The sequence below is a fragment of the Neomicrococcus aestuarii genome (assembly GCF_014201135.1).
In the GTDB taxonomy this organism is placed as follows: domain Bacteria; phylum Actinomycetota; class Actinomycetes; order Actinomycetales; family Micrococcaceae; genus Neomicrococcus; species Neomicrococcus aestuarii.
On record NZ_JACHDR010000001.1, the window covers coordinates 2,312,243 to 2,338,380 of the forward strand.

Below are 26,138 nucleotides of genomic sequence, written 5' to 3' on the forward strand. Positions count from 1 at the left end.
GTAATCCAAACTACAACCCCCGCGCCTTGTGTGGCGCTTTTTTTATGCCGTGGTGCGCTCATGACGGGCGCGCCATTGTCCTGAAAGGAAGAAACAATGTCCAAAATCATCCGGTTGGAATCGACCAACTACAAGCGCCTCAAAGCCGTCGAAATCAAGCCAGACCCAGACGGAAACCTGGTTATCATCTCCGGCAAGAACGGCCAAGGCAAGTCCTCCATCCTCGATAGCATCACGGCAGCTCTCGGCGGCGTAAGTTCAAAGGTGACGCCGAAGCCGATTCGCGAGGGTGAAGAGCGCGCCGAAATCGTTGTTGAGACTGAGGATGTGACCGTTACCCGGAAGTTCACGCAATCCGGCTCGACAATCACGGTCAAGTCAAAGGATGGCGCGACCTACGGCAAAGGTCAGGCGCACCTCGATGGACTGCTGGGCAGGCTCTCACTCGACCCGCTGGCATTCACGCAGCTATCAGACAAGGATCAGGTGGCGACGCTCCTGGATCTTGTTGAGTTGCCATTTGATCCTGCAAAGCTCGACGCTGACCGCAAGTGCATTTTCGATGAGCGCGCAGATATCGGGCGGCAGGGTAAGTCCATTGGTGAGGTTGCGGTGGATGACTCACTGCCCGTCGAAGAGTCCAGCGCATCGGAGATCATCGGCCAGATCAGGGAGGCCGAAGAACATAACCGGAATGTCGCCGCATGGCGTAAGCAGCTTAGCGAGTCGGAATCCGAAGCGTCTGAGGTTACTCAGCAGATCGAGTTACTGCAACGCAAGCTGGAACGCCTGATCGCAAATGGGGTCGATGCGAAGAACTGGCTCAAGAAGAATGTCGAGCACGACACTTCCGACCTAGAGTCGCGGCTCGCCACCGTCGAGGACACTAACGCCGCGATTCGCGTCAATAATTCCGCACGCGAAAAGCTGGCCGAAAAGGACTCTCTGCGGGCGAAGTATGAGGCGCTTACGACTGAGATTGAGACCATCGACAAGACTCGCGCCGATGGACTCGCGAGCGCAAAGTTCCCGATTGACGGACTTGGATTCGACGAAGGCGGCGTCACTTATCAGGGTGTGCCGTTCAAGCAAGCGTCCTCCGGCGAACAGCTCCGAGTGTCGCTCGCTATGGCAATTGCCCTCAATCCAAAGTTGCGCGTCATTCGCATTGCAGACGGCTCACTACTCGACAGCGACAACCTTGCACTCATTGAGTCGATGGCTAAGGCTCACGACTTCCAAGTCTGGATCGAAATGGTGAGCGACGGCGACGGTCGCGGAATCGTTATCGAAGACGGCGAAGTAATCAACTAACAATCACTAGTCAATATGCCGTGGCGCGTCCTAAGTGGCGCGCCATTGGCATACCTGAGAGGAAGTCATGAGCTACGCCCATCATCACATTTACCTCATGCAATCGCTACTACGGCAAGCGTCGAAGTCGCTGGAGCGCATCGAGGCTCACGGCGGCGCTTTCTATGAGTTCACGTGGGGCATCGACGGATTGACGTTCATGTTTCACCACGGCGGACGCGAGCGGCGCTGGACATTGCGCGACGGTTTCGCGGTCTCGGATGCCGTGGACGCACTCAACTCACTAGCTACCAACCTGGAGGAAGAACATGTCGGAAATTGACGACGACGCGCACCTGAGCCGCTGGTTTGCACAGATCGCCACGTGTGAGACGGCGAACTATATATACGCCAAGGACGGCACCGCATACCCAGTCAGCGGAGACGCGCTCACGACAGGCCGCGTGGAAGATCGGTGGATATTCAGTGACGACTAAAGGCCATGTGCCAGACGCGAATCTGGACGTATACAGAGCGCTCAGGGATGCACGTGATGCCGTCGAGTGGTACTGGCGCATACAACGCATTTCGCACGCGACGGACTCATATGGGTTGCGGCAACTTAGCGAATCCATCACGGGCACCATGAGGACCCTACGCGTTGACGTCGAGGATCCAGAGTGACTTGCGACGGCGAGTGCTGCCGAAACGGTCTAGGCGTCTGCTACCACCAGCGACGATGCGAACACCATACCAGCGAAGAACGAGACCATCGAGCGCGGCAGACATACCGAGATCCCACGGGTGATAAAGCATCCGCACGCGCTGATCGGGAAATGGAAAGGAAGAGGAAACGTGAGCAAATATCGCACCGAATTTATGGATGAAGTGGCGCGGATCGTCAAAGAGGTTTACGGCGAGGAGCCTATTTCCACTAGCGATTTCCAGCTAGGTGTAGACACTGGCAGAAAGTCACTTGCCCGGCAAATAGGACGCCTACTCGCTGGCACTGACACGGACCCGCAAACCAATGACCAATGGGAAGCGGAAGTTGACGACCTGACCGCGAAACTCAAGAAGGCCAAGGAGTACATTCTGCTCCTACAGGTATTGCGCGCACGGTACGCCACGGAGAACCGCAAGCTGCGAGACCAAATCAACCACTGACCCACACAGGGTCTTTTTTTATGCCCGAAAGGAAGTCATGAGCAACAAAGTTGAAGCCACATTCCACAGCCCGTTCGACTGCGATCACTACTGCTGCGAGGGTGCACACGGATGCTACAAGGACTACAAATGCGCGTGCCATCGTCCACCAGTAAACGCGATGCCCGTGTTCATTGAGCCGCCAAGTTTCGAGTGGGCAGACGACGGCCATGACTGCGACTGAGTGGACGAAAACCAGCGCCGTCGAGGATTGGCGAGCGCGCAAGCAACGTGACCGCCTCTACTACGCAGATGCGGAAGTAGCCCGCTGCGGAACGTGCGGCGAGTGGATGTGGCGCGGCAAATGCAAAGTGCCACACGACAACATTTTGAATTTTCGAGAGGAAGAAAAGTAATGCCTAAGCCAAGAACAACACCAAGTCACTGCAAAGTCTGCGAACGCCCCATGCGTCGCACTGGAGTATCGGCCAAGGAAGCGCCGGACACTGTCGTTTACTACGGGATCACGCCGGACGGGCGAGCATCTTGCGCAACCTGCTTTCGGCGCGTCATGACAGGCCGCGAAAAGGTGTTCTTGAAGCCGCTTGAAGCATCCAATGTCAAGATCCCCGCCAAGTTGCCTGACGACGTTCTAAGGCGCAACGAGGGACTAAGGGCTTACGTCTTGGATCGCCGCCGTCGTGGGATTCCTAGCGTCGTGGGGTGGGCGGCGTGATCACCATCTGCCCGCACTGCAGTAATCCTCACCCGACTACGACAAGCGCACGAGTCGCCGGATCCTACTTTGTGAAGCCGTATAAGTTCGCTGCGAAATACGACGGCGCACCACTTCGAGACACGCGCCAAGAGGCCGAACTCGACTACTGCAAATGGAGGAACCGTGACCCGAAGTAGAGCATCTGCAAGAGCCGCTGGAACGAGCTTTGAAACGCTCATCGTGAAGCATCTCGCGGCAGTGATTGACGATCGGATTGAACGGCGCGCAAAGAGTGGCGCTTCGGATCGTGGGGATATTTCAGGCTGGCGATATGCGGGCAAGCGCATCGTCGTCGAGTGTAAAAACACGAACCGGCTAGAGCTTGGAACCTGGATCGCCGAGGCCGAAGTAGAGCGCCTGAACGACGACGCTCAAGTGGGCATGGTGATCCATAAACGGCGCGGAAAAGGTGCTGCTGAGGATCAGTACGTGACCATGACGCTGGGTGATTTGGTGAGGCTGCTGACGTGACTCAACGAATGAAAAGCGAAATTGTAATGATCAATCACCCACAGCGCAACAAAATCGCACACAGGTTCGATATACTAGTAGTGGTAAGAAAAACGGCCCCGGCAGTGCTACCAACACTGAAACCCGGGGCCTACCACTGACAAGGAGTGGCACTAATGAGTGTACCCACAGACGGCTTGGAAGGCCGCAAAGAAATCGCGAGGACGTTTCTCGCGCTCGCCAATGACGAGTATCAGAAGCACAACATCCACCGTGGATACTACGCACGGATAGCCAAGGAACACGGCCTAACAAATCAAGAAATCGCGGACGCTTACGGGATAACCGAAGTAGCAGTTCGCGGCTTGATTCGTCGGGCGGTGAAGTAGTTGGCAGACAAGCGGGCTTTCGCAAAGTTCGATATCGGGTATCTCGACAATCCGAAAATGTCTCCCGTTCTGGACGTGAGTGTTTCGGCTGTACTTATGCACGCAGCATCCATTTTGTATTGCGCCCAGCATCTCACGAACGGTCTTGCGGTTAGTCGAGCAATGGAGCGCAAGATCGGCGGCACAAGTGCGGATACGCGACTACTACTCGATGCCGGGCTATGGCATGTCGCCGGACATGACTGCATTGCGTGCCCAGAAGTCCCAGAGGGCAAGATCTACGTCCACGACTTTCTAGAGCACAACCGCTCATCGGAAGAAGCTAAGCGCGCTTCCGAGGCAGGGCGAGCAGGGGCACTCGCATTGCATAGCAAACGGCAGGCGAAAGGCAATGCTAGTGCCATGCAAGACGCGAGCGGATCGCATGCGGATCGCACTGCGGATCGCATGCCTAGAGAGAGAGAGAGAAAGAGAGATATAAACACTTCATCATCACCGGCTACGCCGTCGATGGAGTTCACCGAGTTCTGGGCAGCCTATCCGCGCAAGGTTGGCAAGCAAGCAGCTATCAAGGCTTACTCGAAAGCTATGAAGTTAGCTGATCCTCAAAAGATTCTTGAGGGTATCCAGAAGATTGACGTCACTGACTCTCAGTACATTCCACATCCTGCTACTTGGCTCAACGCTGGCAGATGGGATGACGAAGTGATCAAGCCGAAAGAAACTTACTCACCTTGGGATCAGATTGGGGGCAACTCATGAGCGACATTGAGCAAGCTGAACTATCCGTCATTGGCTCATTGATCCTTAGCGGCGGTCGAGTCTTAGACGAACTTGATTTCTCACCTAGTGACTATCGCCAACCCGTCTACGAGCAGATTCACCGCGTCGTGGCAGACATGAAGAACCTAGGTAAGCCGATTGACGTTCTCACCGTAGGCAATGAGCTCACACTTGCGGGCGTCAAGGTCAAACCTGGACTACTCCACGAAGCCGCACAATCAACTCCAACAGTTGCGAGCGCGGAATACTATGCGGGCATCGTCAGTGACGCGGCAACGCTTCGCAGAGTGTCCACGGCGGCGGGTCAGATTCGGCAAATGGTCGAGGACGGGGGAGACGCGGACGCAATTGTTGAAGCGGCTCGCTCGATCATTGACGGCACGCAATCCACGGTGCGCACATCTCGCGTTGAGTTCATCGGCGAAACCATCGGCGACACTATCGCGTATCTCGAATCTGAGACGCACGATATTCCGACGCCATGGGGATCGCTGAACCGGATCATGAATGGACTCAAGCCCGGCGCGCTGTACGTCGTTGGTGCGCGTCCGAGCGTGGGCAAGTCGGTCGTGGGGTTGCAGCTCGCACGGGAACTGAGCAAGCACGGCTCGGTTGCTTTCGTGTCGCTGGAAATGTCCAAGAACGATGTGAACATTCGTCTCATGTCCGCCGAGCTGTCACTGAGCATGGAAGTACTCATGCGCAAGACGCTCGCACCGCAACATTGGGCGCTGGTATCGGAATGGCGACACGCAAGGCAGTCGCTGCCCATCGGAGTGCTCGACAACGCGGGCGCATCCATCACGGACATCAAGCGATTCGTTCGCAACGTCCACCGACGCAAGCCTCTCGCGGGCGTCGTGATTGATTACCTCCAGCTCATGAACCAAGCGCCAGGTGATCGTCGTCCACGCCATGAGTACGTCGCGGAAATGTCGCGGGCGCTCAAGGTTATGGCGATGGAGCTGAACGTTCCGGTCATTGCACTATCGCAACTCAATCGCGGCAGTGAGTCACGCGAGGATCGACGACCACGCATCAGTGACCTTCGCGAGTCTGGCGCGGTCGAGCAAGACGCCGACGTTGTGATTCTTCTGCATCGAGAAATTGACGGCGACAAGAAGTATGAAATCCAGATGCTCGTTGCCAAGAACCGCCACGGGCCAACAGGTGGCGCGTCAATGGATTTCGTTGGTCACTACGCACGCATTGAAGACAAGATCTAGAGAGGGACACCATGAGCCTAAAAGCAGCACTCGCAAAGCAAGCCGAGCCAATCCGCACACTATGCGCGCTGGAAAAGATTTACGCCACGCTCGACGACGACGACAAGCAAGCGCTACGTGAGGCCGTCGAGAATCTAGCTATTGGCCCTACCGTCATAGCCGAAGCGCTCAAGTCCGTTGGGCATCATGCCAGCATCTCAATGGTCAAGACCATGCGCGAAAAGCTCAAGGCGGGTCACGCATGGGAGCACTAGAGGATCTACTGAACAAGCCAGTCGCGCCGGGCGCTCCAAAGGGTGTGCAGATTCCGACGTTCACCAAGGCGTGGGAGAAGCGCAAGGAGACTGTAGACGGCGGGTATTCGCTCACGTCGTCAATCCTCCCCGCCGACGCTGATGACATTGACTCGATCCTCATTGAGCATGACTTTGATCCGAAAGTGTGGATGCTCAAACCTGGTACCGGCGCGAAGTCCACACACTGGGACGGATTGCGGCGAACCAAGGACGAAAGCGGCGACGTCATTGTTGAGTCAGTGCCGCTAAAGTCGGTGCGCATCGAGGTGGTGCCACGCGGTCAGTCCGTGGACATGGACGAGATCATCGCGGCAATCACGGCGCAACCTCCTACTAAGAAGCGCGGCACGAAAAAGGGTGGGGCGTTCGTGTTCGCTATCGCCGACTGGCAGGTGGGCAAGTCTGAAAACCCGCTCGTGGATCTGGCAACACGCATCAACGGCATCGTGGATGACGTAGTGCATGACTTCAAGCGCTCCGGTCGTCCGTGGGTGCATATCGCATTCCTTGGCGATGAACTTGAGGGCGTCGTCTCACAAGGTGGCAAGAACATGTGGCGCACTCCGATCACGATCACCGAGCAAACGCGCATCGTGAGACGAACCATGCTGGAAATCATCGACCGATTCGTGGATGCGGGTGCTCAGAAGGTCACCGTTGTCGCCGTCCCATCGAATCACGGTCAAGCAATGCGCGAACCTGTGGGCACGCGCTCAGATGACGACTGGAGCGTGGAGTCGCTGATCGCGGTAGATGACTCGCTGCGGATGAACCGGAAGCGCTACAGGCATGTTCAGTGCTTTGTACCCGGCAATGATCACGCGGATGTCGTTGTGGAAGTTGGCGGGCTGGTGATCGGTCACGCGCACGGGCATCTCATTCAGGGCTTCCCAAGTGGTGATCGCGTCATGGCGTGGATAGCTCGCAACAAGCTCGCCAACAATCCAGTCGGTCACGTGAGACTTCTGCTCACGGGGCACGGCCACCACTTCCAAGTCTTTGAGCGCTCCGGGGTGATCTGGTGCATGGCTCCGAGCATGGAAGCGGAATCAGTCTGGTGGAAGCACCGAACCGGTGACATTGGCTCACCTGGTGTCGTCATCGCGGAAATTGAAGATGGACAGATCATCTACCTCACCAAGCGCGCTGCTATCGCGGCGTAACCCGCGCTCTAAGACGCGCAAACCACTAAGGCGGGTAAATACTCGCCGGAATAATCCCAGCCCCTTAGAAGCGCTTTGAGGGGCTTTGTTGTGAAAGGAACGGAAATGTTTACGGAAGAAGAAGTGAAGGCTGTAGCCGAGGAAATTGGCTTTGGTAAATGGGAACTCTATTCAACTGCGGCGCGAGAGCGTTACATCAAGCTCGCCAACGCCCTCCCAGCCAAGCGCGAGGGTGAGCCGATTAGCTGGGAGGACGTGCGCGAGGGGGATGAGATTGAGGTGACATGGAATGTCAATGGAGTGCGCAAGGTGTACGCCGGAATCGTGGGTCACATCAGCAGCTCCGGGAGCTTTTACACGGAGCAAGGTGGATATATCGGCTACCGCGAAGAAGAGTCAACCTTCCGCATCCTCCACCGTCCAGCGCCGCAACTGCCTACCGAAGCCCCTGCCGTGATCCTCGCTACGGAAGTGCGCGGAGTGAAGGGCGAGTGGTGGCTGACGTTGAATGACTATGAAGCATGGGTTGGTTCCATGCGGATTAACGGATGGGAATCTCACTATGCCGAGCACATCACCGCATGGAAGCCCGCCGATTTCGTGGTGCGTGAGTCATGAAGCCCACCATCATCGCGGCAACCATCGTCGCTATCGGTTACGTGATCTTGCGTGCCGATCAGCGCCGCAATGACCACTCGGACCGGCTCACGATCCTGCGCAACTCCTACGCGACATGGAAGCCGGAACAGGACGGCATCAGACAACTACAACGAATCGCCATTGCGCGAGTAAGGAGCGGGGCATGAGCCTCGAAGAACTGAAAGCACTGTGCGAGAAAGCAACGCCGGGGCCGTGGGCTGCATGGCTTGATCAGGACGGCGCCGAACACATGAACAACATGCTCATGGTGGGGAACGCTGAAGCGGTCATCCCTAATGGGGAGCTATCCATTGAGGGGGTGGATGTGAACCCTGTGGCGCATACATACACGCCGGAGGATCGGAAGTTTATCATCGCCGCACGAACCGCGCTCCCGAAGCTCACTGCTGCGGTGGAAGCTGTGCGCGAGATTACCAAAGGCGACCTTCCGCCAGAGGGCTTCGACAGCTACGCGGAGGGGTTCGGAGTCGGCCAAGACATTCTTGCGCAAAAAATTGACGAGGCAATCAACAACGCTTTGGAGGAATCATGAGCGACATCGAACTGCCATACATCGTGCACTCCGGGGGCCGGAGTGATCTGGAACTAAAAAGGAACGGGTATGGCGAATTCCCGAACGGCTACGAACTCACACCATACGGCCTCGCAACAGTCGCCACATGGATGCAACAAAACCAAAACCAAGACCCCGAAGAATGCAACACCTGCACCACAATCGCAGCAGGCGGACACCCCGACTACTGCCCCTACCACAAAGGCATCATCACCGGAATAAACCACGCAATCACGCAAATGAAAAACCTATTGGAGGAATTATGAGCGAACGCATTTATGACCTAGGCGAGCAAGATTTGGCCAGCCTTCTGATCGGTAAAACCATTACCGAAATCAATGAAGAAACCCGAGAAATTACATTGAGTGACCGGACGGTGCTTCAACTTGAGGATGTTCAAGATTGCTGTGCCTACTTCGACGGAATCCTCAAGAAGATAGACCTCACCGAGAATGCCATAACCGCGGTGCAGTATAAAAACCTTGGCGAAGACGAGTATGACGAGCACTGGGAGCTAACCGTCCTATCCGTGGATAAAGCTGTGTGCGCTATAGAAATCGACGGCAACTCGACTAGCGGATACTACTGCCACTCAATCGCGCTAATCATCAAGAAGCCTACGGAGGAATCATGAGTGAGCCAACCTGCAACTTGGACATTGTTCCTAGCATTCCTGAGCGCCATGACGCTCCCAGCTTCTTCAAGCGCCTCGATAATGCGGTTCGCGAGATCGAAGCGATGAAGCTCAAAAGCGAGGCCGAAATGATGAAGCTTCGAAATCTGGAGGAATCATGAGTGAGCCAACCTACGAAGAATTACTGACCCGCAACAACCAACTCGCCCGCCTGATCGTGGGCATGACCGACCGGCTTGAAGGCTCGAAGAAAGAGCTCATGGCGACGGCTTGGATCAACGGCGTGCGCGCATTGCAGGACATGACGATGGAATCAGAAACGACCGTTGCCCTCTGCCTGGCAACGAATCCATATGCCGAACCAGTCGAGGAGCGTGGACTATGAATAAGCACTATGACAATGCATTGAAGATCATTGAAACAGCCGGGGAAAATTTCATCCAGGACGAGGGGTGGACTGAGACAACGGCAATGATGGCAACCATTGACGCCAACACGCACGCCAGCCTCGCTCTCGCCTACGAGCAACGCACGGCGAACCTACTGCACGCGCTAGAAATTTCAGCACGATCACAGGGGACGTTTGACCGCGAAGAGCTAAAGCTTCAAGTCGAAGAAAGGCTGGATCTGAAATGAGCGCACCAAATAAGTGGGAAATTGTATCAACGCCACCACCTCGCCACGATTGCGAACTTCCGCCTGCTGAGAATTTCCAAGTGGGCACAGTGATCAAATGCACGGTTTGCAACAAGAAGCATGTGTGCCGTGAGTGGCGCGAAGGGCGCGAAGACGGTGTTCATTGGCTGCGTGTATCGGAATGAGAATCTATGACGCTATTTGCGCGCTGATTGAGGCCAAGGCGGTAAGTCTTGCCTGTGAATGTGAACCACAAAAGGAAGGCGCGACGAGCACTGCCGAGGCTTACCGGATGGGGTTCCATGCGTACCCAGAAATGCGCATCGGAGCAGAGAGGCGCGGAAATGACTAAGCACTACGGACGCTACGAACCAGGAGCTTGGAGTAAGCGTTACCGAATCTGCCTAGTGTGCGGAAAAGTCTTTCGGGGCTACGGCATGAAGCCGATCATCAAGAAGGGCGGCAAGCCATGAGCGAGCCAACTAAGGATCCGTTTGTGATTCAACAGCGGCTGATCGTGGGCGTGACTAAGCCCCGCATCTACTGGAGCGCGCTGGATTCCATGTGGCGCGTCGAGATTCGCACGAGCCGATACATGCTGCACCGGCGACCATTCCAAGACTGGCACGACGCACTGCAATTCGCACTAGATCCGAAAGGGTCTTTTTTTATGACCAATTACGGAGGTAGACCATGACCGAGTTTCTAGCTGCAATCGGGATCCTGTTGCTGATCATCCTCCCCGCGTGGACGTTCGCGCTGTGGAGGGAGCGGCAAGACCTGGATCAAGAATGGCGCGCACTCACCGACGAAATGGTGGCGCACGACATGAGGGTTAGACGCGAAACGGCCGAGCTGACTGCGCGACGGTTGGCGTTGTCGAGGATGGGGGAGTTGTGAGCGAGAAATTCGTTTACGAACAAGAATGCACGGGTGGCGGTTGTGACAAACCGACCACCCATTATCTTTGCGGCGACTGCACAACATCACTCGCCAAAACCATGAGCGACATCCCGCGTCTAATCGAAGTCCTCAAGCTCATAAGTACAAACATTGAGAAGGCTTTCACCCAGAAAGCAGCACGTGGTGGTGGAGGTGGCAAAGCAGGATCAAAACCACCAATGAACCTGAACGCCTACCAACTCGCACTCAACCTCAACATGGCGCTCGCGTACACGCCACACCAATACGCCACGCATCAAGACGGCGCATGGTCAAAGCAGTACATCGAAAGTCAAGCCAAGGCCGCCAAGCTACTCGTAGACGGCGAGCCAGAAGTGACGCGCACCGAATGGGAAACACGCCTCAAACTCCAAGGCGTCCAACCAATGCCAGCGCGACACCTCATCCCCTGGTTCAAAGAAAAACTAGGAGTCACCATCCACGCTGGAACGCTACGCCAATGGGTGTTCCTAAAAAAGATCCAGAAGATCGAAACAGGCGGGCATCCTGCATACGACCCAGTAGAAGTTCTCAAGGAATACGAAAGGAGCAAACGATGAGTAACCAAAGGTCCCGCCACGTGCGCAACTTCGGCGGAGCAAGAGGCGGTGTTGTATATGGTCGAACTGACACCGAAGCAACATGCTGCATACCTCACTGTGAACGCAAGGCGCACGCCACACAACACATGCCACTATGTGAGCGCCACCTCGCTAAAGCATGGGCAGAGTTCGAGGTCTTGCATGGTGCCGAAGTTGAGAACGCAAAAGACGAGCGAGCCGACTTCGGTGACCCGAATCTTCCGGGTGTCGTCTACTTCGTTCGCGTAATGGACATGTTGAAGATCGGCTGGACGTCGAACCTAAGAGGGAGGATCAGCACACTTCAAGCGGATGCCCTGCTGCATTTCCAGCAAGGAACTCGCAAGGACGAAGCCGCCTACCATAAACAATTCCGTGAACATCTTGTAGCTGGCCGAGAATGGTTTAGCTACAACGAGCAGACGGAGAACATGGTTATGGAAATTCGTGGCCCATCAAGGTATGCAAGCGGACCAATTTACTGTTAGAATCGTTATGCGAGGGCGTAATTGACGACCCTACAAAACATTTCAGATCGCTTCGGCGGTCTTTTTTTATGCCCGCGGTGAGTTTCCCTTCCTTTCGCACCGCGGGCATTCCCTATCTCATTGGTGAAGTGGTATCACGGCGGTCTCCAAAACCGCAGTCCGAAGTTCGATTCTTCGATGATTTGCTTACCGAGAGTCCGCAGCTGAATTGACCGCGTGCGCACGACTCCGACCGACCGCGTACCGGGCGAATAGTACGCGTCAAACTTTCTAGGGCGGTGTCATGAAAGACATTGACCAAGAGACCTGCGATCGTTGCGGTCCGGCTGTGCTTGCTTATGCGCGGCTGGGTCTGATCGCGGGGGATCTACATTTCTGCCAACACCATGCTCGCGAGGTTGCGGGTCTGATCGTTGGGCTAGTGGATTGTTACGTGTGGAGCTTTGCGGGGGATGACCTAAGCGTTGAGCAGTAGCTCACGTTGACGTTGCTTGCACGCTTGCACAAACTTCGTTGCCTTAGCTGCATCCTTGCGGTCCACCTCAAGAAGCCATGAGAAATCCGGCGAGGTTACCGACAACCAGGATTCGCCGCCGCTCTTCTTTTTGAGTGCCAATGCGAACACGCCAGTCAGTAGCACGCGAGATGCCGTTACGCGCTTCGACAGTGCAGCGCCGTCCTCTAGCTCGATCTCAGCGCCGATAAGGGATTGACGACGCTCACCCTTTGGCTTGCTGAGATCTTCAATGTCGCCGTTCTTGTACAGCAAGAGCGTGCCGAAGTTATCCGTTGGTCTGTCAGAGAAGATGCCCATTCGCTAAGTCTTGGCTATCTGGTGGATGAATGCAAGGGGTGTTACGTGTCGAGGACTGGAACCGCTAAGTGGAAGCGCGTGCGCAACGAAGCGCTAAAGGAAGCGCTCGAAGTTGGATTATTCAACTGTCCACTGTGTCGCGTTCCTCTCGACTGGGAGTACTCGCGCCGACCTAATAGCCCTGAGGTTGACCATGTTATTCCGCACGCAAAAGGCGGTCGAGACTCGCTTGATAACGTCCGCGTGATCTGTCGCCTGTGCAATCAGAGGCTTGGATCGTCAACGCGCCGCGACACGCCGACAATCGAGGCGATCGAGGTTGAGTCGTCCGGGATTTGGTGAGAAGGAGTGGCAGGTTACCCTCACCCCCCGGCCAATGGTCGCTCCTCTGGCGTAGCTATATATTTTCAGCCGATTCCACAAATGCCCTATTGGCTAGAAATGTTTTTCCACACATAGAAACGCCCTGACGTTGCGCTAACAACTCAGGGCTTGACCGAACTGATTAGGAGTTCGATATGCCTATTCTTGCATGCTCTGTCGAGGATGTCAGCCACACGCCCGGGAAGCTCACTCGCGGCATGTGCCCGAAGCATTACCAGCGCTTCCGCAAATACGGTGACGCGACAAAGGTTCATTCCGCGCCTCGCAATTCAGTACCAGCGGAGGACGCTCTCCGCCTTGCTTCCAATGGTGGCCGCTCGATTTCATCAGCTCAGGACGCAAAGAAGCTTTCACGCAGCAGTCTTACATGCTGCGAATGCGGCAAGAAGATGTGGGAGCATAAGACCTCCGCGCCCCAGGGTATCGCCAAATGCCTAGACTGTCGCATAGGCGATGGACATAATCTGACTGGATACAAACACGGTTGCCGTTGCGACGCATGTAAGGCTTCAAAAGCTGAGAAGAATCGCAAGTATAAAGAAGAGTTTCGCGCCATTCATGGGATTGGCCCATCTAGTAAGTGGAAGCGCGACAACGGCGGAATGCCTCCACGCGTCGAATGGATCGACCGCAAGGTTCGTCGCACTATCTACGAGCGAGATAACTGGATCTGCTGGTTATGCAACGAGGCTGTTGACGATACTGCGCTTCCGCGCTCGAATTACTACCCTTCGCTAGATCACATTATCCCGCGCTCAAAGGGTGGCGATCATAACCCTGAAAACCTTAGAACGGCGCATATGTACTGTAATGCGAAGCGTCGCGATTTAGACGCCTCGAAAGTGGGTGATCTTTTTGGCTGGAAAAAAGCAGCTCCGATCTGTAGCCCCGTCTGAAAGCTCGCATATCACCACGGTATCCGGCGCGATAAATGGCGGAACGCGACTTGATGAGCTCTACGCAATGCGCCGCGTTCTTGCGGCGCATATTGACAACGAACAGACTTTGGCGCGCGACTTGGCTGCATTGATGCGACAGCTTCGCGAGATCTCCAAGGAGATTGAATCAATCGAGCTTGTAGAGGCCGAAGATTCAAATCAAGGGGGAGTGAAGCAAATTGAGCCTTCCTCGACAGCCTGGAGACCGGAAGCTATCTGAAGTTGCTCGCCACTTGGTGCTACCAAGTGGGATTGTCGCCACCGACTGGCCGATTGTTGAATATAACCTCGACCGCATGGGCACACCGCTTGATAAGTGGCAACAAGGTCTCTGCATGTCAATCGTCGCCAAGCGCGAAGACGGCTTATATGCGTGCGGAATCGGTGGCGCTGTAGCCTCGATCCCTAGGCAGTCTGGCAAGACGCACACCATTGGCGCGTTGATATTCGCACTTTGCCTCGGTAACCCCGGCTTGCTTGTCCTATGGTCTGCGCATCGTTCCAGGACTCACTCTGAGACGTTTAGGACAATGGGGTCAATGGCGAAGCGCCAAAAGATAGCGCCGTTCATTGAGCGGGTCCTAACGGGTGCCGGCACTGAGGCGGTCGAGTTCAAGAACGGCTCACGAATCCTCTTTGGCGCGCGTGAACACGGCTTCGGTCGAGGCATTCCAAAGGTTGACATTCTTGTCCTCGATGAAGCCCAAATCCTCACCGAAAAGGCCATGGAAGACATGGTTCCGGCGACGAACGCGGCACCTAATGGCCTAGTAATCCTAATGGGCACACCGCCTAGGCCGTCTGATCCTGGCGAAGTTTTCATGAACCGTCGCGCCGCTGCTCTATCTGGCGAAGATGAAGACATTCTTTATGTCGAGTTTTCAGCCGATGAAAAAGCGAATCCGAATGATCGCAAGCAGTGGGCTATAGCGAATCCGTCATTTCCTCACCGAACCACGGAGACGGCAATTCTTCGCATGAAGAAGTTGCTCGGCTCTGAGGATTCGTTCAAGCGTGAAGCTCTTGGCATCTGGGATGAAACCTCGCTCACCCGAAAGGCCGTCAACTTCGATAAGTGGGCGGCTTGTTCCATCTCATCTACCGACGTTCCGCGTGACGGCATCCGAGTTTTTGCAGTGAAGTTCTCAATTGATGGATCTGCAATAGGTCTCGCCGCTGCAACTCGCCCCGCCAATGGCCCCGTGCATGTGGAGGCTATCAAGCAGGCCCCGTCAAGCAACGGCACGGCATGGCTCATTGATTGGCTTGTTGAGCGCAAAGAAAGCACCGCCCAGATTGTCATTGAAGGAAAGTCTGGAGTTGGGTATTTGGTAAACGCTCTTAGGACTGAGGGAATTCCGGAATCGGTGATCAAGACCCCCTCCGCCGATGAAGCTATTGCAGCTCACGGAATGTTTGAATCTGCAATCACTGATAACGGCATTACTCATATCAGCCAAAAAGCGCTCGATGACCAAATAAAACCAGCCGTAAAGAGAAAAATCGGCAACAACGGCGGCTTTGGCTGGGCTTCCCCTGACGGCGGCACGGTCGTCCTATTTGACGCAGTGACGTTCGCATTCTGGGGCGCAAAGACTACAACTCGAAATCCGAGAAGAAAGGCGGTGTTCTTGTGAGCACTTGGACTACCTCGGATATATCGAGTATTTCAATCTCAGGCGTAACCGACGTCGAGCGAGACGTGATTATTGGACTCTTGAAGGCGTGGAATGACCGCCTAGAGAAGAATCAGCGCCGTAGCCTCTATTACGACGGAGAGCAGGCGTTCAAGGATCTTGGACTCATGCTTCCGCCACAGCTAAAGAACGCGAAGTTCTACCTTGGCTGGGCGACTATGGCAGTTCGCAAGCTGGCGTCAATGAGTCAATTTGAGGGCTTGCGGCTCCCAGGATCCGAGGATCCATTTGAGCTTGGCGAGGTTTTTGAAGCCAATCGTTTCGGTCTCGAATTCTCGCAAGGCGTCACGTCTGCATATAAGCACGGCGTCTCTTTTGCGACGGTCGCCAAGGGTGCCTCTGGTGAGCCTGATGTTCAGATTCAGACGCATTCCGCAGAGCATAGCTCGGCACTCTGGGACGCTCGACGCCGCGCAATCTCTGCGGCGCTCACGATTACCGACACTAAAAACGGTAGACCGTCCGCATTTATTGTTTATCTTCCTGACGCGATTCTTCATTGCCGCTTAGGTGGCAAGGGAACGTGGATCACGGAGCGCACGAAAAACATTATTGGGCGCACCCTAGCGGTCGCGATCACCTATGATCCGCAGCTAGGGAAGCCGTTTGGACGTTCGCGCATCACTAATCCGGTTATGTCTCTAACCGATATGGCGGTGCGTGCGTATGTGCGCATGGAAGGCAACGCTGAGTTCTACTCATCGCCACAGGTCGCCATTGAGGGCATTGACGCTGATGCGTTTGACGGCGATCCGTCGTCCCAGAAGCGCTTCAAGCTCGCAATGGATCGTCTTATCGCTCTCACGCGAGACGCTGACGGTCATGCGCCGAATATCAAGCAACTCCAGCAAGCAACAATGGCTCCACACTCGGACATGTTGCGCACGGTAGCAATGGCATTCTCTGGCGAGACTGGAATTCCGCCAGCGAGCCTTGGAATCATTCATGACAATCCTTCATCCGCCGAAGCTATCCGAGCGAATAAGCATGACCTACTCGTGGATGCGACATTCCAGAACAAGTACGTTCTTGGAACTGCCGTTCGCGATATTGCCTCCCTCGCCGTCATGGTGCGCGATGGGCTAAGCGAACCACCTTCTGACATGTGGCAACTCTCCGCAAAGTTTGCAGATCCTGAGTTCCGCTCCACCTCCGCGAATGCCGATTCTTACGTGAAGCTGGCGAGTGCGAATCCGGCGCTTGCACAGTCCCAGGTATTGCTTGAAACGGTCTTTGACGACGATCAGGTGAAGCGCATTCAGTCTGACGTGAACCGCTCTGCAATTACGCAGTTAGTTCAGAACATCAGCGCGAATCGCGGAAGTGATGCGCAATCAATGGTCGCAACCGCAGAGGGTTCAACCGGCACCGGATCGGTGACTAGTTAGGGGATCTCGTGACGGTTTTCCCCATTGAGGTCACTCAAGGCTTTCGGCTGGTTCAAGAAGAGATTCGCCGTGAAGCCTATGCGCGATTATCGCAATTGGTTGCCGCTGGAATTACTCGCGAGCAATTGATTGATATTGCTCCTGAGATATTCGGCCCGCTAGGTGATCTCATGATCACCGCGAGCGTCAAATGGTACGACGAACTACGCGAGCTTCAAGAGGTCTCCGGATCATTCGTGGCGGAACCGCTTGAGTCTGTGTCTCGCTCACGGTGGCACTCCTTGGCGGGTTATGGCACGAGCTCCGTTGCACTTGACGAAGCTGTTGACGCTGATGCATTTGGGCGTATTGCGGGCGGGCTGACATGGGTTCTCACTGAGGCGTCATTCGACACAATTATTGGCAACGCTGAGATTGACACAACCCCGGTTGGCTACCAGCGCGTTCCCAGTGCCGGCTGTTGCGCGTTCTGCGCAATGCTCGCGTCTCGTGGCGCTGCGTATGGCTCCTACGAGTCCGCAAAAACGGTCGTAGGGCGTGGAACTGAGATTCCAAAGGTTCGACGCCGTGGCGGTCAAGCAAAGGGCATCCGTCCACGCGGATCCCGCCGACTCGGAGACAGCTTTCACGACTATTGCCGATGCACCGTAGTTGCGGTGCATGAGGGCAACTCTTTCAAGCTCGAACAAGACGCAGATCGCTACTACGAGCAATATAGCGAATCGGCGAAGAAGGTTTCTGAGGGTCAAGAGTGGATTCCTGGAGAGCGTGACGCTGACGGAAATCGCACCACTAAGGGGCGATGGGTTGACGCTGACGGAAAAACCCGCTCCGACAAGGAAAAGAAGCAACAGATCCTCGCTTCAATGCGCTCCGAATTAGGAATGCGCTAACAAGGTTTTCACGGCCCACCGTGAAGCGGCACGCACCCGTTCAAGTGCGGTCAATGATGCCAGACGTGGCTAAACGGAGAGGTGATTCGGCATGTCCGATGCAGTAAACAACACCAGCACGGTGGACGAACAAACCACTAACGCCGTTCAGGCGGACGCGGTAACCAGTGCTCAAGAATTCAAGGCTCCTTCTTCACAGGAAGAGCTTGATCGGATCATTGGCGAGCGCGTTGCACGTGAGCGCAAAAAGTATGAGGGATTCGACGAGCTCAAGGCTAAGGCTGAGCAGTTCGAGTCGGTTCTCTCTGAAAAGTCTGCACTCGAAAACAAGGTTGCTGAGTTCGAAGCGCAGTCTGAGCGCAACGGTTGGCTCGCTGAAATCTCCAAGGAATACGGCATTGCGCCAGACGTCCTCCGAGGTGGCACGCGAGACGAACTAGCTGCCCACGCTGAGCAGTTGAAGTCATTCCTTATTCCACAATCCGGCCCAGTCATTCAAGGGCAAGAAAAAGTTCCAGCGCCCATTGAGGCGAGCGACGAAATCAAGGCCGTTCGCTCCCTGTTTGGCGCATAAACCGAAAGGTAAATCATGGCTATTTTCAGCACCGCTGAAGCCAAGGTTCTGCTCCCGCGCAATATCGCGGACGGCATGATCAAGGAAACCCGTTCACTTTCTACCGTCGCAAAGCTTTCAGGCCGCGAGCCTATGAAGTTCGGCGAGACCGATCACATCGTATTCAACGACTTCCCAAAGGCGGAGTTTGTTGAAGAGGGTGCCGACAAGGCGAGCACGAGCGGCGGCTTCGGCTCCGTTACGGCTAAGCCTCACAAGGCGCAGGTTACGATGCGCTTCAACGAAGAAGTTCAGTGGGCATCCGAGGATTACCAGCTGAACATCTTTAGCGAGCTTGCAAGCGCCGGTCAGGAAGCACTTTCTCGCGGCCTAGACCTTGGCGTCTACCATCGCATCAATCCGCTTACCGGATCCGTTATCACCGCTTGGGATAACTATGTTGGCGCAACCACGAAGCGTGTTGAAATCGCCACGGCTGACGCTGATGCGGATGTCCGTACCGCAGCTGGCCTGCTCATCAATTCGGCACCATCTTGGGGCGTAAATGGCATCGCGATTGACCCTAAGTTTGCGTGGGCGCTCGCCAATCTCCAGACCAAGAATGCAGACGGATCCCCTTCTGGTTCGCAGCGCTACCCGAACCTTGGACTCGGAACGGATATCACCTCGTTCGCATCCATCCCAGCAGCTCAGGGCAACACCGTCTCCGGCACCCCAGAGGCAGTCGATACGAAGGTCCGCGCAATCCTTGGCGACTTCCAGAACGGCATCCGCTGGGGTATTCAGCGCGAGCTTCCTGTTGAGCTTATCCGCTTCGGCGATCCAGACGGTCAGGGTGACCTCAAGCGCAAGAACCAGATCGCACTTCGCCTCGAAGTTGTTTACGGCTGGTACGTATTCGCTGATCGCTTCGCTGTTATCGAAGACAAGGTTGCATAACTTGCCTCGCTTCAAAAATAAGGTAACCGGCTCCATTGTGAATGTTGACGAAGAGACTGCAAAGACTCTGGATCAGACGTTCGTAAAGGTTGTCGAAAAGGCATCCGCAGCTTCTGAGAAATAAGAGGTAAGTCATGGCCGAAGTAACGCAGTTTGCGACACTTGCTGAGCTTATTGAGCGCTGGCCAGACTTTCCCGCAGGGGCTGAGGATCACGCCAACGTGTTGCTCGCTGATGCTAGTCAGTTCATTGTGGACACCGTTCCCAGTGCGCTGACCGCATCGGCGAGCACACTTCGGCGCATCGTTTGTGCTGTCGTAAAACGTGCAATGGCATCTGGCGACATGGCTGGCAATGAGTCGGTCCAGTATGGAACCGGCCCATTCCAGATGACCGCCAAGCCGACCAATCCACACGGCGACTTCTACCTAACCAAGCAAGAGCGCCGCGCGCTGGGTGAGGGGCGTCAAACGGCGTTCGGGGTTCAGATCGCGTCATTCTGTGCGGTTGTTCATCGTCCGTGGTGCAACTTGAATTTCGGCGCTCTCGACTGCTCGTGCGGTGCTGACATTGCGGGGGTTCCAATTTATGAATAACCGCATAGTCACCCGCTTCCCTGCCTCATGGCGCACCTCGTTCACGATTCTTCGCGGCGGCGGTCGCGACAAGTTCACTAATCCGCTTCCTGAATCTGAGGTTGAAGTTCCGCACGGTCTAATCGCACCTCGCGTTTCGACTGAGCAGGACGACTTTTCGGATCTCGCAGACGCAACCGCCGTGCTGTATTGCGATCTAACGCCCGGTTTATCGTTCTCGAACACTGACCGGATACGCATCCCAGAAGGCTCGCGTTTGGCTGGTATTTGGTCAGTCGTCGGGCGTCCTGGTGAATGGCCGTTCGGCTGGGAAGTGGGGCTAAAGAAATGAAGCTCCAGAAGATTCCCGGCGTTAAGAATTACCGCTCGCTAAATCAAGGCTTGCGCGTACTGGGCGCGTCTAGCGAGATCGGCAAGGCGACTCTAGAGGTTGCCGAGGGTGTTGCTGGAACGGCTAACTCGATGGGCGAAGCTGAGTATTCGGCGGTGCCCATGTCGGTTCGCTTTGGTCGCAACAATGAAGAGCGTTCTGGTGCATCCGTGCAGGTGACGACGCAGCATTGGCGCGACGCTCGCGATCAGGTTCTTCTTCGCCTTATTCAGGTTATGAAGGTGAGTAAGTAATGTACGACGCTCTTATCTGGCCGAATATTCGCAAGGCTCTCGTGCTCATGGTGGACGGCGAGGAACACGCTGGTTCGGTCATCTACGCAGCACAGCATATGGAAGTTGACGCTAACGGAATCTCACATATTCCGCTCGCGTTATTCCTCGATTCGGCTGGCGGAAACATCGGTTACGTTGACCGCGCCGACCGTGCGCTGATTGAGGTTTACGCGCCGGGTGAGCTTGCGAAGAAGATCCTTGAAAGCATCATCACCTCATTGTGTGGTGACGGCATCGAGGGGCCTGATGTGTTCTTCGATTCCATTCAGTGCATCGTCCCGCCTACTGAATCGCCTTACCCGCAAGACACTCTAAATCTGGCAACTGCGGTCATTGAGACTATCGTTCGCCCGCTCGACTAGTCGCCCACCTTTCACCCCACTCGGGGTTTCTCCACATTGACACCCTCGAAAGGGGTTATTTGCTATGTCCACAGTAGAAACTGAGCGCAAGGACTTCGACTCCCGCGCACTCGTTCGGAAAACTACCGTAGGTCTCGCGTGCTTTGCACCTAAGACTGTCGAGCTTCCGGCTACCCTCCTTACTTCTGCAACCGAAATCGTAGACCTGTCCACGCTGGGCTTCATTCCCATTGGCATGGTTACCCGCGAAGGTTACACGTTCTCCGGCGAGATCGAAAAGGAAGACGTTGACGCACTCGGCTATTACAGCCCGGTCCGCTCGGATGTTACCCGCGTTCCTCGCACCGTTTCCATGACGCTTCTTGAATCCGGCAAAAAGGCCATTCAGGAACTCGTGCGCGGTACGAAGATCACCGAAACGCAGTCCGCTACGACTGGCGAAGTTGTCTTCGATGAACCAGACCTCCCGAACTTCGATGAAGTCCGCTTGATCGTTGTATCCGCCGACGGCCCACTGTCCAATCACTGGATCGAGGGGCGCGGATTCTTCGCCGCAAAGATCTCATCCCTTGGCGAAGAGACGTGGGCGCATGAAGGTGCTCACCAGCGCCAAGTGACGTTCGACATCTTCAATGATGACGTCGAGGGCGTCCCGGTTCGCCATTACTTCGGCGGCTCCGGCGCGATTCTCGCTAAGGACATTCTGGGATACGCCCAGGGCGTCTAACCCCTAGTTGTGGCGCGCACGTCCTTGGGCGGCTCGTGCGCGCCGCTTTTCATTGCCGCCCCACGAAAGGTAGTCATGCCTACTTTTTCCAATGGTGCCCAAAAGGTCACCGTAAGCAAGCCAACCCGCGCAGAAATTCAGCGACTCAAGGCACTCGGATTCTTCGAAGAGAAGCCAGCGCCAATCGTTGAAGCCAAGCCAGTAAACCCATCTAAGTAAAGGAGCCAGCCATGGCAGCCGCCCGCATTACCTCTGATAAGCCAGCACCACGTCACAGCATCAACTCGATCCGCAAGGATGGGGCTGAGGTTGAGCCGTACATTCTTGTTCTGGAAAATGGTACTGAAATTACATTCCGATCCCCAGAGGATCTGGACGCCGAGTCTGGTATTCGGCTTCTTCGCGTCGCCACGATTCGACCTCATGAAATTTGGGAGATTCTCGGCGAGTGGATTTCCGAGAAGGAGCTTGTAGCTATCCGCAAGGAAAAGCTCACGCTCGGTCAGGTTGTCCGCATCCTAGAGGCGGTTAAGTCTCACTTTGAAGAGTACTTCGGTCACCTGGGAAACTAGAACGCCTCGACGCGCTCCTAGAACGATTTAGGCCAGAGATCCGCGCCGATCTCGCTCATGAGTACGGCGTGGATCTCTCATTGTTCTATCAGCGCCGCAGGTACGTGGCATTGCTGGATCTTATTGATCAGCTCCCGCGCACCTCGCGTTACTTCGAGGCGATGTCTAAGGATCCTGAGTTTATTCAGGCGCGTCTAGAGATTGAAGAATCTCGCACCGACGACGAAGAGGATAACACTCCAGAGTGGCATCCAAGCATCACAGAGTTTGGACTCACTGAGCAGCTACTTCGCGAGCTTCTGCACTCAATCCAAGAGGGCAACATGATCGCCATGCGTGCCGCTGGTGGCAAACCTCCGAAACCTAAGCCATTCCCAGCGCCATTCGATCCGCTCGCCGAAGCACGCGCCGAACGCGAGATTGAGCACGTTGCGGGACTCGCTGAGATGTTCGGCTTCAAGCGCTCTGACGTCACTCTAAAGCCGCCAAAAAACTAAATCCTTTTAGGGGGTCGCATGCCTACTATCGGCGTTGCTGAGGTACTGATTCGACCGTCTTTCAAGGACTTCCAGAAGGAAGTTGGCAAGGTTGTTGACGGCACCTCTAAGGGCGGCAAGGAGTCCGGCAAGGGCTTCGGCTCTGGGTTTTCTGGTGCCGCTAAGGGTGCATTGCTTGGCGGCGCTGCGGCTGCGGCTGGCGGTTTCGCGCTTGCACTCACTAAGGGCTTCGGGCGCTTGCAGAGCCTAGAGAATGCACGCGCTAAACTCGCTGGCCTTGGTCATGATACTAAGACCGTTGAGACCATCATGAATGACGCGCTGAAGTCCGTAAAGGGTACCGCGTTTGGCATGGATGAAGCGGCCACGGTTGCGGCTTCGGCTGTGGCGTCTGGCGTGAAGCCTGGTAAGGATCTAGAGCGCACGCTCAAGCTTGTTGCGGATGCTTCCACTATTGCCGGCGTTCCCATGAATGAAATGGGCGCAATCTTCAACAAGGTTGCGGGTACCGGCAAGATTCAGGGTGAAGTTCTCGCACAGCTTGGAGAGCGCGGCATTCCCATTCTCCAGCTCCTTGGAAAGTCGTTGGGCGAAACCCCTGAGTCAGTCCAGAAAATGGCATCAGAGGGAAAGATCGGCTTCGAGGATTTCCAAAAAGCTATGGAGCAGGGCATGGGTGGCGCTGCTCTCAAGTCTGGCGACACGTTGCAAGGTGCTTTCAATAACACGCTCGCGTCTATCGGTCGCGTTGGCGCAAACCTCCTAAGCAAGGTTTACCCGAAGTTCACGGAGTTCTTCAAGGGGCTACTCAAGCTTCTAGAGCCGGTAGAAGAGTGGGCTAAAAAGGCTGGCGAGGCTATCGGCAAGTTCTTTGACGAACAGCTCGTGCCATTCTTCGCGACGCTCTGGGATTGGCTCGGTAAGAATACGCCGCTCCTATGGTCTATCGCGGGCGCTGCGGCTGCATTCTTCACTGGGCTTCTTATTTACAAGACGGTCACCGGAATTATCGGGTTCTTAGCCGCCGCTCGCGTCGCATTCCTGAAACTCAATGCGGCGATGCTCGCGAATCCGATCTTCATTGTGATTGGGCTTATCGCGCTCCTAGTTGGTGCTCTGGTGTATCTCTACCAGACCAATGAGGACGCCCGGAAGTTCATGGATGAAGCATGGGCTGGCATTCAAAAGGTCATCAAGATCGCGTGGGAGCAGTTCATTCAGCCCGCACTCAAGGCTATTGGCGACTTCCTCGTGAACGTCCTAGCGCCCGCACTCGTTTGGTTCTGGCAGAACGTCGTCGTACCTACATGGAATGGCATTTCTGCCGCCGTGAAGTGGGCCTGGGAGAATGTTATTCAGCCCGCGTTCCGTGCGATTGAAGGCTTTATAAACAACGTCCTCGCTCCGGTCTTCAACTGGCTTTACCTGAACGTTATCAAGCCGGTATGGCAGGGTATCGTCGCTGCGGTAACCATCGCGTGGGGCATTCTGGATACGATCTTCCGAACCATCGTATGGGTTGTGAAAAACGTTCTCTCACCAGCCTTTACATGGCTCTATGAGAACATCATCAAGCCGGTTTGGGACAAGGTCTCTAAGGTCATTACGGATGCGTGGGAGGACGTTATTCAGCCCGCATTGCGCGAGTTCGGTAACTTCTTCCGCGACGTTCTTGAGCCAGCGTTCAAAAAGGGCGTTGATGCGATCAAGAAGATCTGGAACAACGTTCAGCGCATTGCAGCGGCTCCGATCAACTTTGTTATTGGCACTGTCTACAATGACGGTCTCCGCGTTGCACTGAATAAGGTTCGCGAGATCGTTGGTGGCGACGCACTGCCACGGCTCGGATTGATTGACGTTCCCGCATATGCCACTGGTGGACAAATGCGCAACGGCTGGAAGCTCGTGGGCGAAGAAGGCCCTGAGCTTATCCACACCGGCCCCGGCTATGTCTACACGGCGAACGAGACCAAGCGCATGTTGGCATCACAGCAACAAGCGCCAATGGATGCACTCGATACGCTCAACGGCGGACGCTCCAAGAATTCCCCACTGCCAATCGGCGGCTGGCTGGAAGAGCTTGGAAACTTCGGGCGCGACACGGTGCGCAATATCGGCAACGGTCTCGACTGGGTGCGTGGCGGTCTGGCGGATGTGGCGTCTATGCTACTGAATCCCGTCAAGGATGCAATCAAGACGCTCCTACCTGGAGAGAATGCTTTCCCGGATATTGCTCGCCGTGCTTCGACGGGCGCAATTGACGCGGCCATTTCGTGGATTCGCGGCAAGGATCAGATGACCGGTGATTTCGGTGGCGGCGCTGGCGGGTACTTCGGTTATGACGGCCCGCTTGGCAACTTCTACCGTCCTCGCGGTGTCATCACTTCGGGATTCGGCGCCTCTCGCGGACGTTACCCGCACGCCGGTATTGACTTTGCCTCGGCGGTCGGTACGCCATTCCGTGCAATGTACAACGGCATCGTTCGCAAGGCGGGCTGGAACATCGTTGCAGGGCGTACAGGTATTGGTCAGCTCATTGATCACGCGAACGGCATTTCCACCTACGTGGGCCACCTTTCAAAGGTTCTCGCGGGTGCAGGTTCTCGCGTCAAGGGCGGCCAGATCACGGCACTTACCGGCAACACGGGCAAGTCCACCGGCCCTCACGCTCACGTTGAAATGTGGAAGAACGGGCAGCCGTTCAACTGGGCTGGATACCTCCAGCGCGGGGGTGGCGGTCCCATCAAGGCGTTCGCTAATGGCGGGCGCGCTTCCGGGTGGTCTCTCGTGGGCGAGCAAGGCCCTGAGCTGGTGAATTTCAGCTCTCCTGGCAACGTGTTCACGGCTCGCGATTCGGCAGGCCTCACAGCGCTTCTAGGCGCTCTGAGCAATGCCAGCAACTCGCAGAGCTTCGACGCAATCAACGCGTCTCTCGCGGCATCGCGCACGCCGTCACGGATGGAACTGGTTCTTGAAAACGGCCAGCGCCTTTCCGGATATGTGCGCGAAGTTGCTGGAAGCCAACTAGACGAACTAGCGCGTGACGCTCGCAGGGTTGTCCGCGCACGATAAG

Annotated in this window: 43 protein-coding genes and 1 pseudogene; 42 read left to right on the plus strand and 2 right to left on the minus strand. The window is 55.5% G+C overall.

Annotation, left to right across the window (positions count from 1 at the left end; all coding sequences use genetic code 11):
- Nucleotides 1-96: 96 nt before the first annotated feature.
- From HD598_RS10510 to HD598_RS10520, 3 genes are all read left to right on the plus strand, one after another.
- Nucleotides 97-1,314 (plus strand): AAA family ATPase, encoded by a 1,218-nt coding sequence (locus HD598_RS10510; RefSeq protein ID WP_183665741.1) that lies wholly within the window; start codon nucleotides 97-99, stop codon nucleotides 1,312-1,314.
- Nucleotides 1,315-1,381: 67 nt separating this feature from the next.
- Nucleotides 1,382-1,636, plus strand: a complete 255-nt coding sequence (locus tag HD598_RS10515) for a hypothetical protein (protein ID WP_183665743.1) — start codon at nucleotides 1,382-1,384, stop codon at nucleotides 1,634-1,636.
- On the plus strand, nucleotides 1,623-1,790 hold the full coding sequence (locus tag HD598_RS10520; protein ID WP_183665744.1) for a hypothetical protein: 168 nt from the start codon (nucleotides 1,623-1,625) through the stop codon (nucleotides 1,788-1,790). Before HD598_RS10515 ends, HD598_RS10520 begins: the two co-directional genes overlap by 14 nt.
- A gap of 157 nt (nucleotides 1,791-1,947) precedes the next feature.
- On the opposite strand, the gene HD598_RS13595 is transcribed toward HD598_RS10520, so the two are convergent.
- Complete coding sequence (locus HD598_RS13595; RefSeq protein ID WP_260170541.1) at nucleotides 1,948-2,082, minus strand: hypothetical protein; 135 nt, start codon at nucleotides 2,080-2,082, stop codon at nucleotides 1,948-1,950.
- A 66-nt stretch (nucleotides 2,083-2,148) separates the two neighbouring features.
- Here HD598_RS13595 and HD598_RS10525 point away from each other — a divergent pair, with 66 nt between their 5' ends.
- The 21 genes from HD598_RS10525 (at nucleotide 2,149) to HD598_RS10620 (ending at nucleotide 12,493) form a co-directional block, all read left to right on the plus strand.
- Entirely contained in the window at nucleotides 2,149-2,460 is a 312-nt protein-coding gene (locus HD598_RS10525; RefSeq protein ID WP_183665746.1) for a hypothetical protein, read from the plus strand.
- Nucleotides 2,461-2,905: 445 nt separating this feature from the next.
- Nucleotides 2,906-3,175, plus strand: coding sequence for a hypothetical protein (locus HD598_RS10530; protein ID WP_183665748.1), 270 nt, complete (start codon nucleotides 2,906-2,908; stop codon nucleotides 3,173-3,175).
- 165 nt (nucleotides 3,176-3,340) lie between these two features.
- A complete protein-coding gene (locus HD598_RS10535; RefSeq protein WP_183665750.1) occupies nucleotides 3,341-3,688 on the plus strand; it encodes a hypothetical protein in 348 nt (115 codons plus the stop codon).
- A gap of 155 nt (nucleotides 3,689-3,843) precedes the next feature.
- Nucleotides 3,844-4,056, plus strand: coding sequence for a sigma factor-like helix-turn-helix DNA-binding protein (locus HD598_RS10540; protein WP_183665752.1), 213 nt, complete (start codon nucleotides 3,844-3,846; stop codon nucleotides 4,054-4,056).
- The gene (locus HD598_RS10545) at nucleotides 4,057-4,818 is read left to right on the plus strand and encodes a hypothetical protein (protein ID WP_183665754.1); all 762 of its coding nucleotides are present in this window, start codon (nucleotides 4,057-4,059) and stop codon (nucleotides 4,816-4,818) included. It begins immediately after the preceding gene.
- A complete protein-coding gene (locus HD598_RS10550) occupies nucleotides 4,815-6,065 on the plus strand; it encodes a replicative DNA helicase (protein ID WP_183665756.1) in 1,251 nt (416 codons plus the stop codon). The genes HD598_RS10545 and HD598_RS10550 overlap by 4 nt, the downstream gene beginning before the upstream one ends.
- Before the next feature lie 11 nt (nucleotides 6,066-6,076).
- Nucleotides 6,077-6,319 carry a hypothetical protein gene (locus HD598_RS10555; RefSeq protein WP_183665758.1) on the plus strand — a complete coding sequence of 81 codons (243 nt, stop codon included), beginning with the start codon at nucleotides 6,077-6,079 and terminating at the stop codon, nucleotides 6,317-6,319.
- On the plus strand, nucleotides 6,307-7,524 hold the full coding sequence (locus tag HD598_RS10560) for a hypothetical protein (RefSeq protein WP_183665760.1): 1,218 nt from the start codon (nucleotides 6,307-6,309) through the stop codon (nucleotides 7,522-7,524). Before HD598_RS10555 ends, HD598_RS10560 begins: the two co-directional genes overlap by 13 nt.
- 105 nt (nucleotides 7,525-7,629) lie before the next feature.
- Nucleotides 7,630-8,142 carry a hypothetical protein gene (locus tag HD598_RS10565; protein WP_183665762.1) on the plus strand — a complete coding sequence of 171 codons (513 nt, stop codon included), beginning with the start codon at nucleotides 7,630-7,632 and terminating at the stop codon, nucleotides 8,140-8,142.
- The gene (locus HD598_RS10570; RefSeq protein WP_183665764.1) at nucleotides 8,139-8,330 is read left to right on the plus strand and encodes a hypothetical protein; all 192 of its coding nucleotides are present in this window, start codon (nucleotides 8,139-8,141) and stop codon (nucleotides 8,328-8,330) included. Before HD598_RS10565 ends, HD598_RS10570 begins: the two co-directional genes overlap by 4 nt.
- Complete coding sequence (locus HD598_RS10575; protein ID WP_183665765.1) at nucleotides 8,327-8,716, plus strand: hypothetical protein; 390 nt, start codon at nucleotides 8,327-8,329, stop codon at nucleotides 8,714-8,716. Before HD598_RS10570 ends, HD598_RS10575 begins: the two co-directional genes overlap by 4 nt.
- A complete protein-coding gene (locus HD598_RS10580) occupies nucleotides 8,713-9,003 on the plus strand; it encodes a hypothetical protein (RefSeq protein WP_183665768.1) in 291 nt (96 codons plus the stop codon). The genes HD598_RS10575 and HD598_RS10580 overlap by 4 nt, the downstream gene beginning before the upstream one ends.
- On the plus strand, nucleotides 9,000-9,371 hold the full coding sequence (locus tag HD598_RS10585) for a DUF7448 domain-containing protein (RefSeq protein WP_183665770.1): 372 nt from the start codon (nucleotides 9,000-9,002) through the stop codon (nucleotides 9,369-9,371). The genes HD598_RS10580 and HD598_RS10585 overlap by 4 nt, the downstream gene beginning before the upstream one ends.
- Complete coding sequence (locus tag HD598_RS10590; protein ID WP_183665772.1) at nucleotides 9,368-9,532, plus strand: hypothetical protein; 165 nt, start codon at nucleotides 9,368-9,370, stop codon at nucleotides 9,530-9,532. The genes HD598_RS10585 and HD598_RS10590 overlap by 4 nt, the downstream gene beginning before the upstream one ends.
- Complete coding sequence (locus HD598_RS10595) at nucleotides 9,529-9,756, plus strand: hypothetical protein (protein WP_183665774.1); 228 nt, start codon at nucleotides 9,529-9,531, stop codon at nucleotides 9,754-9,756. The genes HD598_RS10590 and HD598_RS10595 overlap by 4 nt, the downstream gene beginning before the upstream one ends.
- Nucleotides 9,753-10,007 (plus strand): hypothetical protein, encoded by a 255-nt coding sequence (locus tag HD598_RS10600; protein ID WP_183665776.1) that lies wholly within the window; start codon nucleotides 9,753-9,755, stop codon nucleotides 10,005-10,007. Before HD598_RS10595 ends, HD598_RS10600 begins: the two co-directional genes overlap by 4 nt.
- Nucleotides 10,008-10,351: 344 nt before the next feature.
- Nucleotides 10,352-10,480, plus strand: a complete 129-nt coding sequence (locus HD598_RS13600) for a hypothetical protein (protein ID WP_260170542.1) — start codon at nucleotides 10,352-10,354, stop codon at nucleotides 10,478-10,480.
- Nucleotides 10,481-10,700: 220 nt separating this feature from the next.
- The gene (locus tag HD598_RS10605; RefSeq protein WP_183665778.1) at nucleotides 10,701-10,907 is read left to right on the plus strand and encodes a hypothetical protein; all 207 of its coding nucleotides are present in this window, start codon (nucleotides 10,701-10,703) and stop codon (nucleotides 10,905-10,907) included.
- A complete protein-coding gene (locus tag HD598_RS10610; RefSeq protein WP_183665780.1) occupies nucleotides 10,904-11,509 on the plus strand; it encodes a hypothetical protein in 606 nt (201 codons plus the stop codon). Before HD598_RS10605 ends, HD598_RS10610 begins: the two co-directional genes overlap by 4 nt.
- Nucleotides 11,510-11,529: 20 nt before the next feature.
- Nucleotides 11,530-12,018 carry a GIY-YIG nuclease family protein gene (locus HD598_RS10615; protein WP_183665782.1) on the plus strand — a complete coding sequence of 163 codons (489 nt, stop codon included), beginning with the start codon at nucleotides 11,530-11,532 and terminating at the stop codon, nucleotides 12,016-12,018.
- Nucleotides 12,019-12,301: 283 nt separating this feature from the next.
- Complete coding sequence (locus HD598_RS10620) at nucleotides 12,302-12,493, plus strand: DUF7455 domain-containing protein (RefSeq protein WP_183665784.1); 192 nt, start codon at nucleotides 12,302-12,304, stop codon at nucleotides 12,491-12,493.
- Here HD598_RS10620 and HD598_RS10625 read toward each other — a convergent pair.
- Nucleotides 12,476-12,832 (minus strand): hypothetical protein, encoded by a 357-nt coding sequence (locus tag HD598_RS10625; protein WP_183665786.1) that lies wholly within the window; start codon nucleotides 12,830-12,832, stop codon nucleotides 12,476-12,478. The two genes, HD598_RS10620 and HD598_RS10625, sit on opposite strands and share 18 nt — an antisense overlap.
- Nucleotides 12,833-12,910: 78 nt before the next feature.
- On the opposite strand from HD598_RS10625, the gene HD598_RS13860 reads away from it, so the two are divergent.
- The 18 genes and pseudogenes from HD598_RS13860 (at nucleotide 12,911) to HD598_RS10705 (ending at nucleotide 26,137) form a co-directional block, all read left to right on the plus strand.
- Complete coding sequence (locus HD598_RS13860) at nucleotides 12,911-13,174, plus strand: HNH endonuclease (protein WP_183665788.1); 264 nt, start codon at nucleotides 12,911-12,913, stop codon at nucleotides 13,172-13,174.
- A 176-nt stretch (nucleotides 13,175-13,350) separates the two neighbouring features.
- Nucleotides 13,351-14,112 carry an HNH endonuclease gene (locus HD598_RS10635; RefSeq protein ID WP_183665790.1) on the plus strand — a complete coding sequence of 254 codons (762 nt, stop codon included), beginning with the start codon at nucleotides 13,351-13,353 and terminating at the stop codon, nucleotides 14,110-14,112.
- 377 nt (nucleotides 14,113-14,489) lie between these two features.
- A pseudogene (locus HD598_RS13865) lies at nucleotides 14,490-14,846 on the plus strand (terminase large subunit domain-containing protein); the annotation flags it as partial.
- A 129-nt stretch (nucleotides 14,847-14,975) separates the two neighbouring features.
- Nucleotides 14,976-15,791: a hypothetical protein gene (locus HD598_RS13320; RefSeq protein ID WP_221244635.1), complete on the plus strand. Its 816-nt coding sequence runs from the start codon at nucleotides 14,976-14,978 to the stop codon at nucleotides 15,789-15,791.
- Complete coding sequence (locus HD598_RS10645) at nucleotides 15,788-17,239, plus strand: phage portal protein (protein WP_183665791.1); 1,452 nt, start codon at nucleotides 15,788-15,790, stop codon at nucleotides 17,237-17,239. The genes HD598_RS13320 and HD598_RS10645 overlap by 4 nt, the downstream gene beginning before the upstream one ends.
- Nucleotides 17,240-17,247: 8 nt before the next feature.
- On the plus strand, nucleotides 17,248-18,132 hold the full coding sequence (locus HD598_RS10650; RefSeq protein ID WP_183665793.1) for a VG15 protein: 885 nt from the start codon (nucleotides 17,248-17,250) through the stop codon (nucleotides 18,130-18,132).
- Nucleotides 18,133-18,223: 91 nt separating this feature from the next.
- On the plus strand, nucleotides 18,224-18,706 hold the full coding sequence (locus tag HD598_RS10655; protein ID WP_183665795.1) for a hypothetical protein: 483 nt from the start codon (nucleotides 18,224-18,226) through the stop codon (nucleotides 18,704-18,706).
- A gap of 15 nt (nucleotides 18,707-18,721) precedes the next feature.
- Complete coding sequence (locus HD598_RS10660) at nucleotides 18,722-19,645, plus strand: phage major capsid protein (RefSeq protein WP_183665796.1); 924 nt, start codon at nucleotides 18,722-18,724, stop codon at nucleotides 19,643-19,645.
- A gap of 1 nt (nucleotide 19,646) precedes the next feature.
- Nucleotides 19,647-19,769, plus strand: coding sequence for a hypothetical protein (locus tag HD598_RS13605; RefSeq protein ID WP_260170544.1), 123 nt, complete (start codon nucleotides 19,647-19,649; stop codon nucleotides 19,767-19,769).
- 10 nt (nucleotides 19,770-19,779) lie between these two features.
- Nucleotides 19,780-20,241 (plus strand): hypothetical protein, encoded by a 462-nt coding sequence (locus tag HD598_RS10665; protein WP_183665798.1) that lies wholly within the window; start codon nucleotides 19,780-19,782, stop codon nucleotides 20,239-20,241.
- A complete protein-coding gene (locus tag HD598_RS10670) occupies nucleotides 20,234-20,572 on the plus strand; it encodes a hypothetical protein (protein ID WP_183665800.1) in 339 nt (112 codons plus the stop codon). The genes HD598_RS10665 and HD598_RS10670 overlap by 8 nt, the downstream gene beginning before the upstream one ends.
- Nucleotides 20,569-20,865 carry a hypothetical protein gene (locus tag HD598_RS10675; RefSeq protein WP_183665802.1) on the plus strand — a complete coding sequence of 99 codons (297 nt, stop codon included), beginning with the start codon at nucleotides 20,569-20,571 and terminating at the stop codon, nucleotides 20,863-20,865. The genes HD598_RS10670 and HD598_RS10675 overlap by 4 nt, the downstream gene beginning before the upstream one ends.
- The gene (locus tag HD598_RS10680; RefSeq protein ID WP_183665804.1) at nucleotides 20,865-21,269 is read left to right on the plus strand and encodes a hypothetical protein; all 405 of its coding nucleotides are present in this window, start codon (nucleotides 20,865-20,867) and stop codon (nucleotides 21,267-21,269) included. Before HD598_RS10675 ends, HD598_RS10680 begins: the two co-directional genes overlap by 1 nt.
- Before the next feature lie 64 nt (nucleotides 21,270-21,333).
- Nucleotides 21,334-21,996: a hypothetical protein gene (locus HD598_RS10685; protein ID WP_183665806.1), complete on the plus strand. Its 663-nt coding sequence runs from the start codon at nucleotides 21,334-21,336 to the stop codon at nucleotides 21,994-21,996.
- 75 nt (nucleotides 21,997-22,071) lie between these two features.
- Nucleotides 22,072-22,215 (plus strand): hypothetical protein, encoded by a 144-nt coding sequence (locus HD598_RS10690; RefSeq protein ID WP_183665808.1) that lies wholly within the window; start codon nucleotides 22,072-22,074, stop codon nucleotides 22,213-22,215.
- An 11-nt stretch (nucleotides 22,216-22,226) separates the two neighbouring features.
- Nucleotides 22,227-22,568: a hypothetical protein gene (locus HD598_RS10695; protein WP_183665810.1), complete on the plus strand. Its 342-nt coding sequence runs from the start codon at nucleotides 22,227-22,229 to the stop codon at nucleotides 22,566-22,568.
- Between the two features lie 68 nt (nucleotides 22,569-22,636).
- Nucleotides 22,637-23,065, plus strand: coding sequence for a hypothetical protein (locus HD598_RS10700; protein ID WP_183665812.1), 429 nt, complete (start codon nucleotides 22,637-22,639; stop codon nucleotides 23,063-23,065).
- An 18-nt stretch (nucleotides 23,066-23,083) separates the two neighbouring features.
- Nucleotides 23,084-26,137, plus strand: coding sequence for a peptidoglycan DD-metalloendopeptidase family protein (locus tag HD598_RS10705; protein WP_183665813.1), 3,054 nt, complete (start codon nucleotides 23,084-23,086; stop codon nucleotides 26,135-26,137).
- Nucleotide 26,138 lies beyond the last annotated feature (1 nt).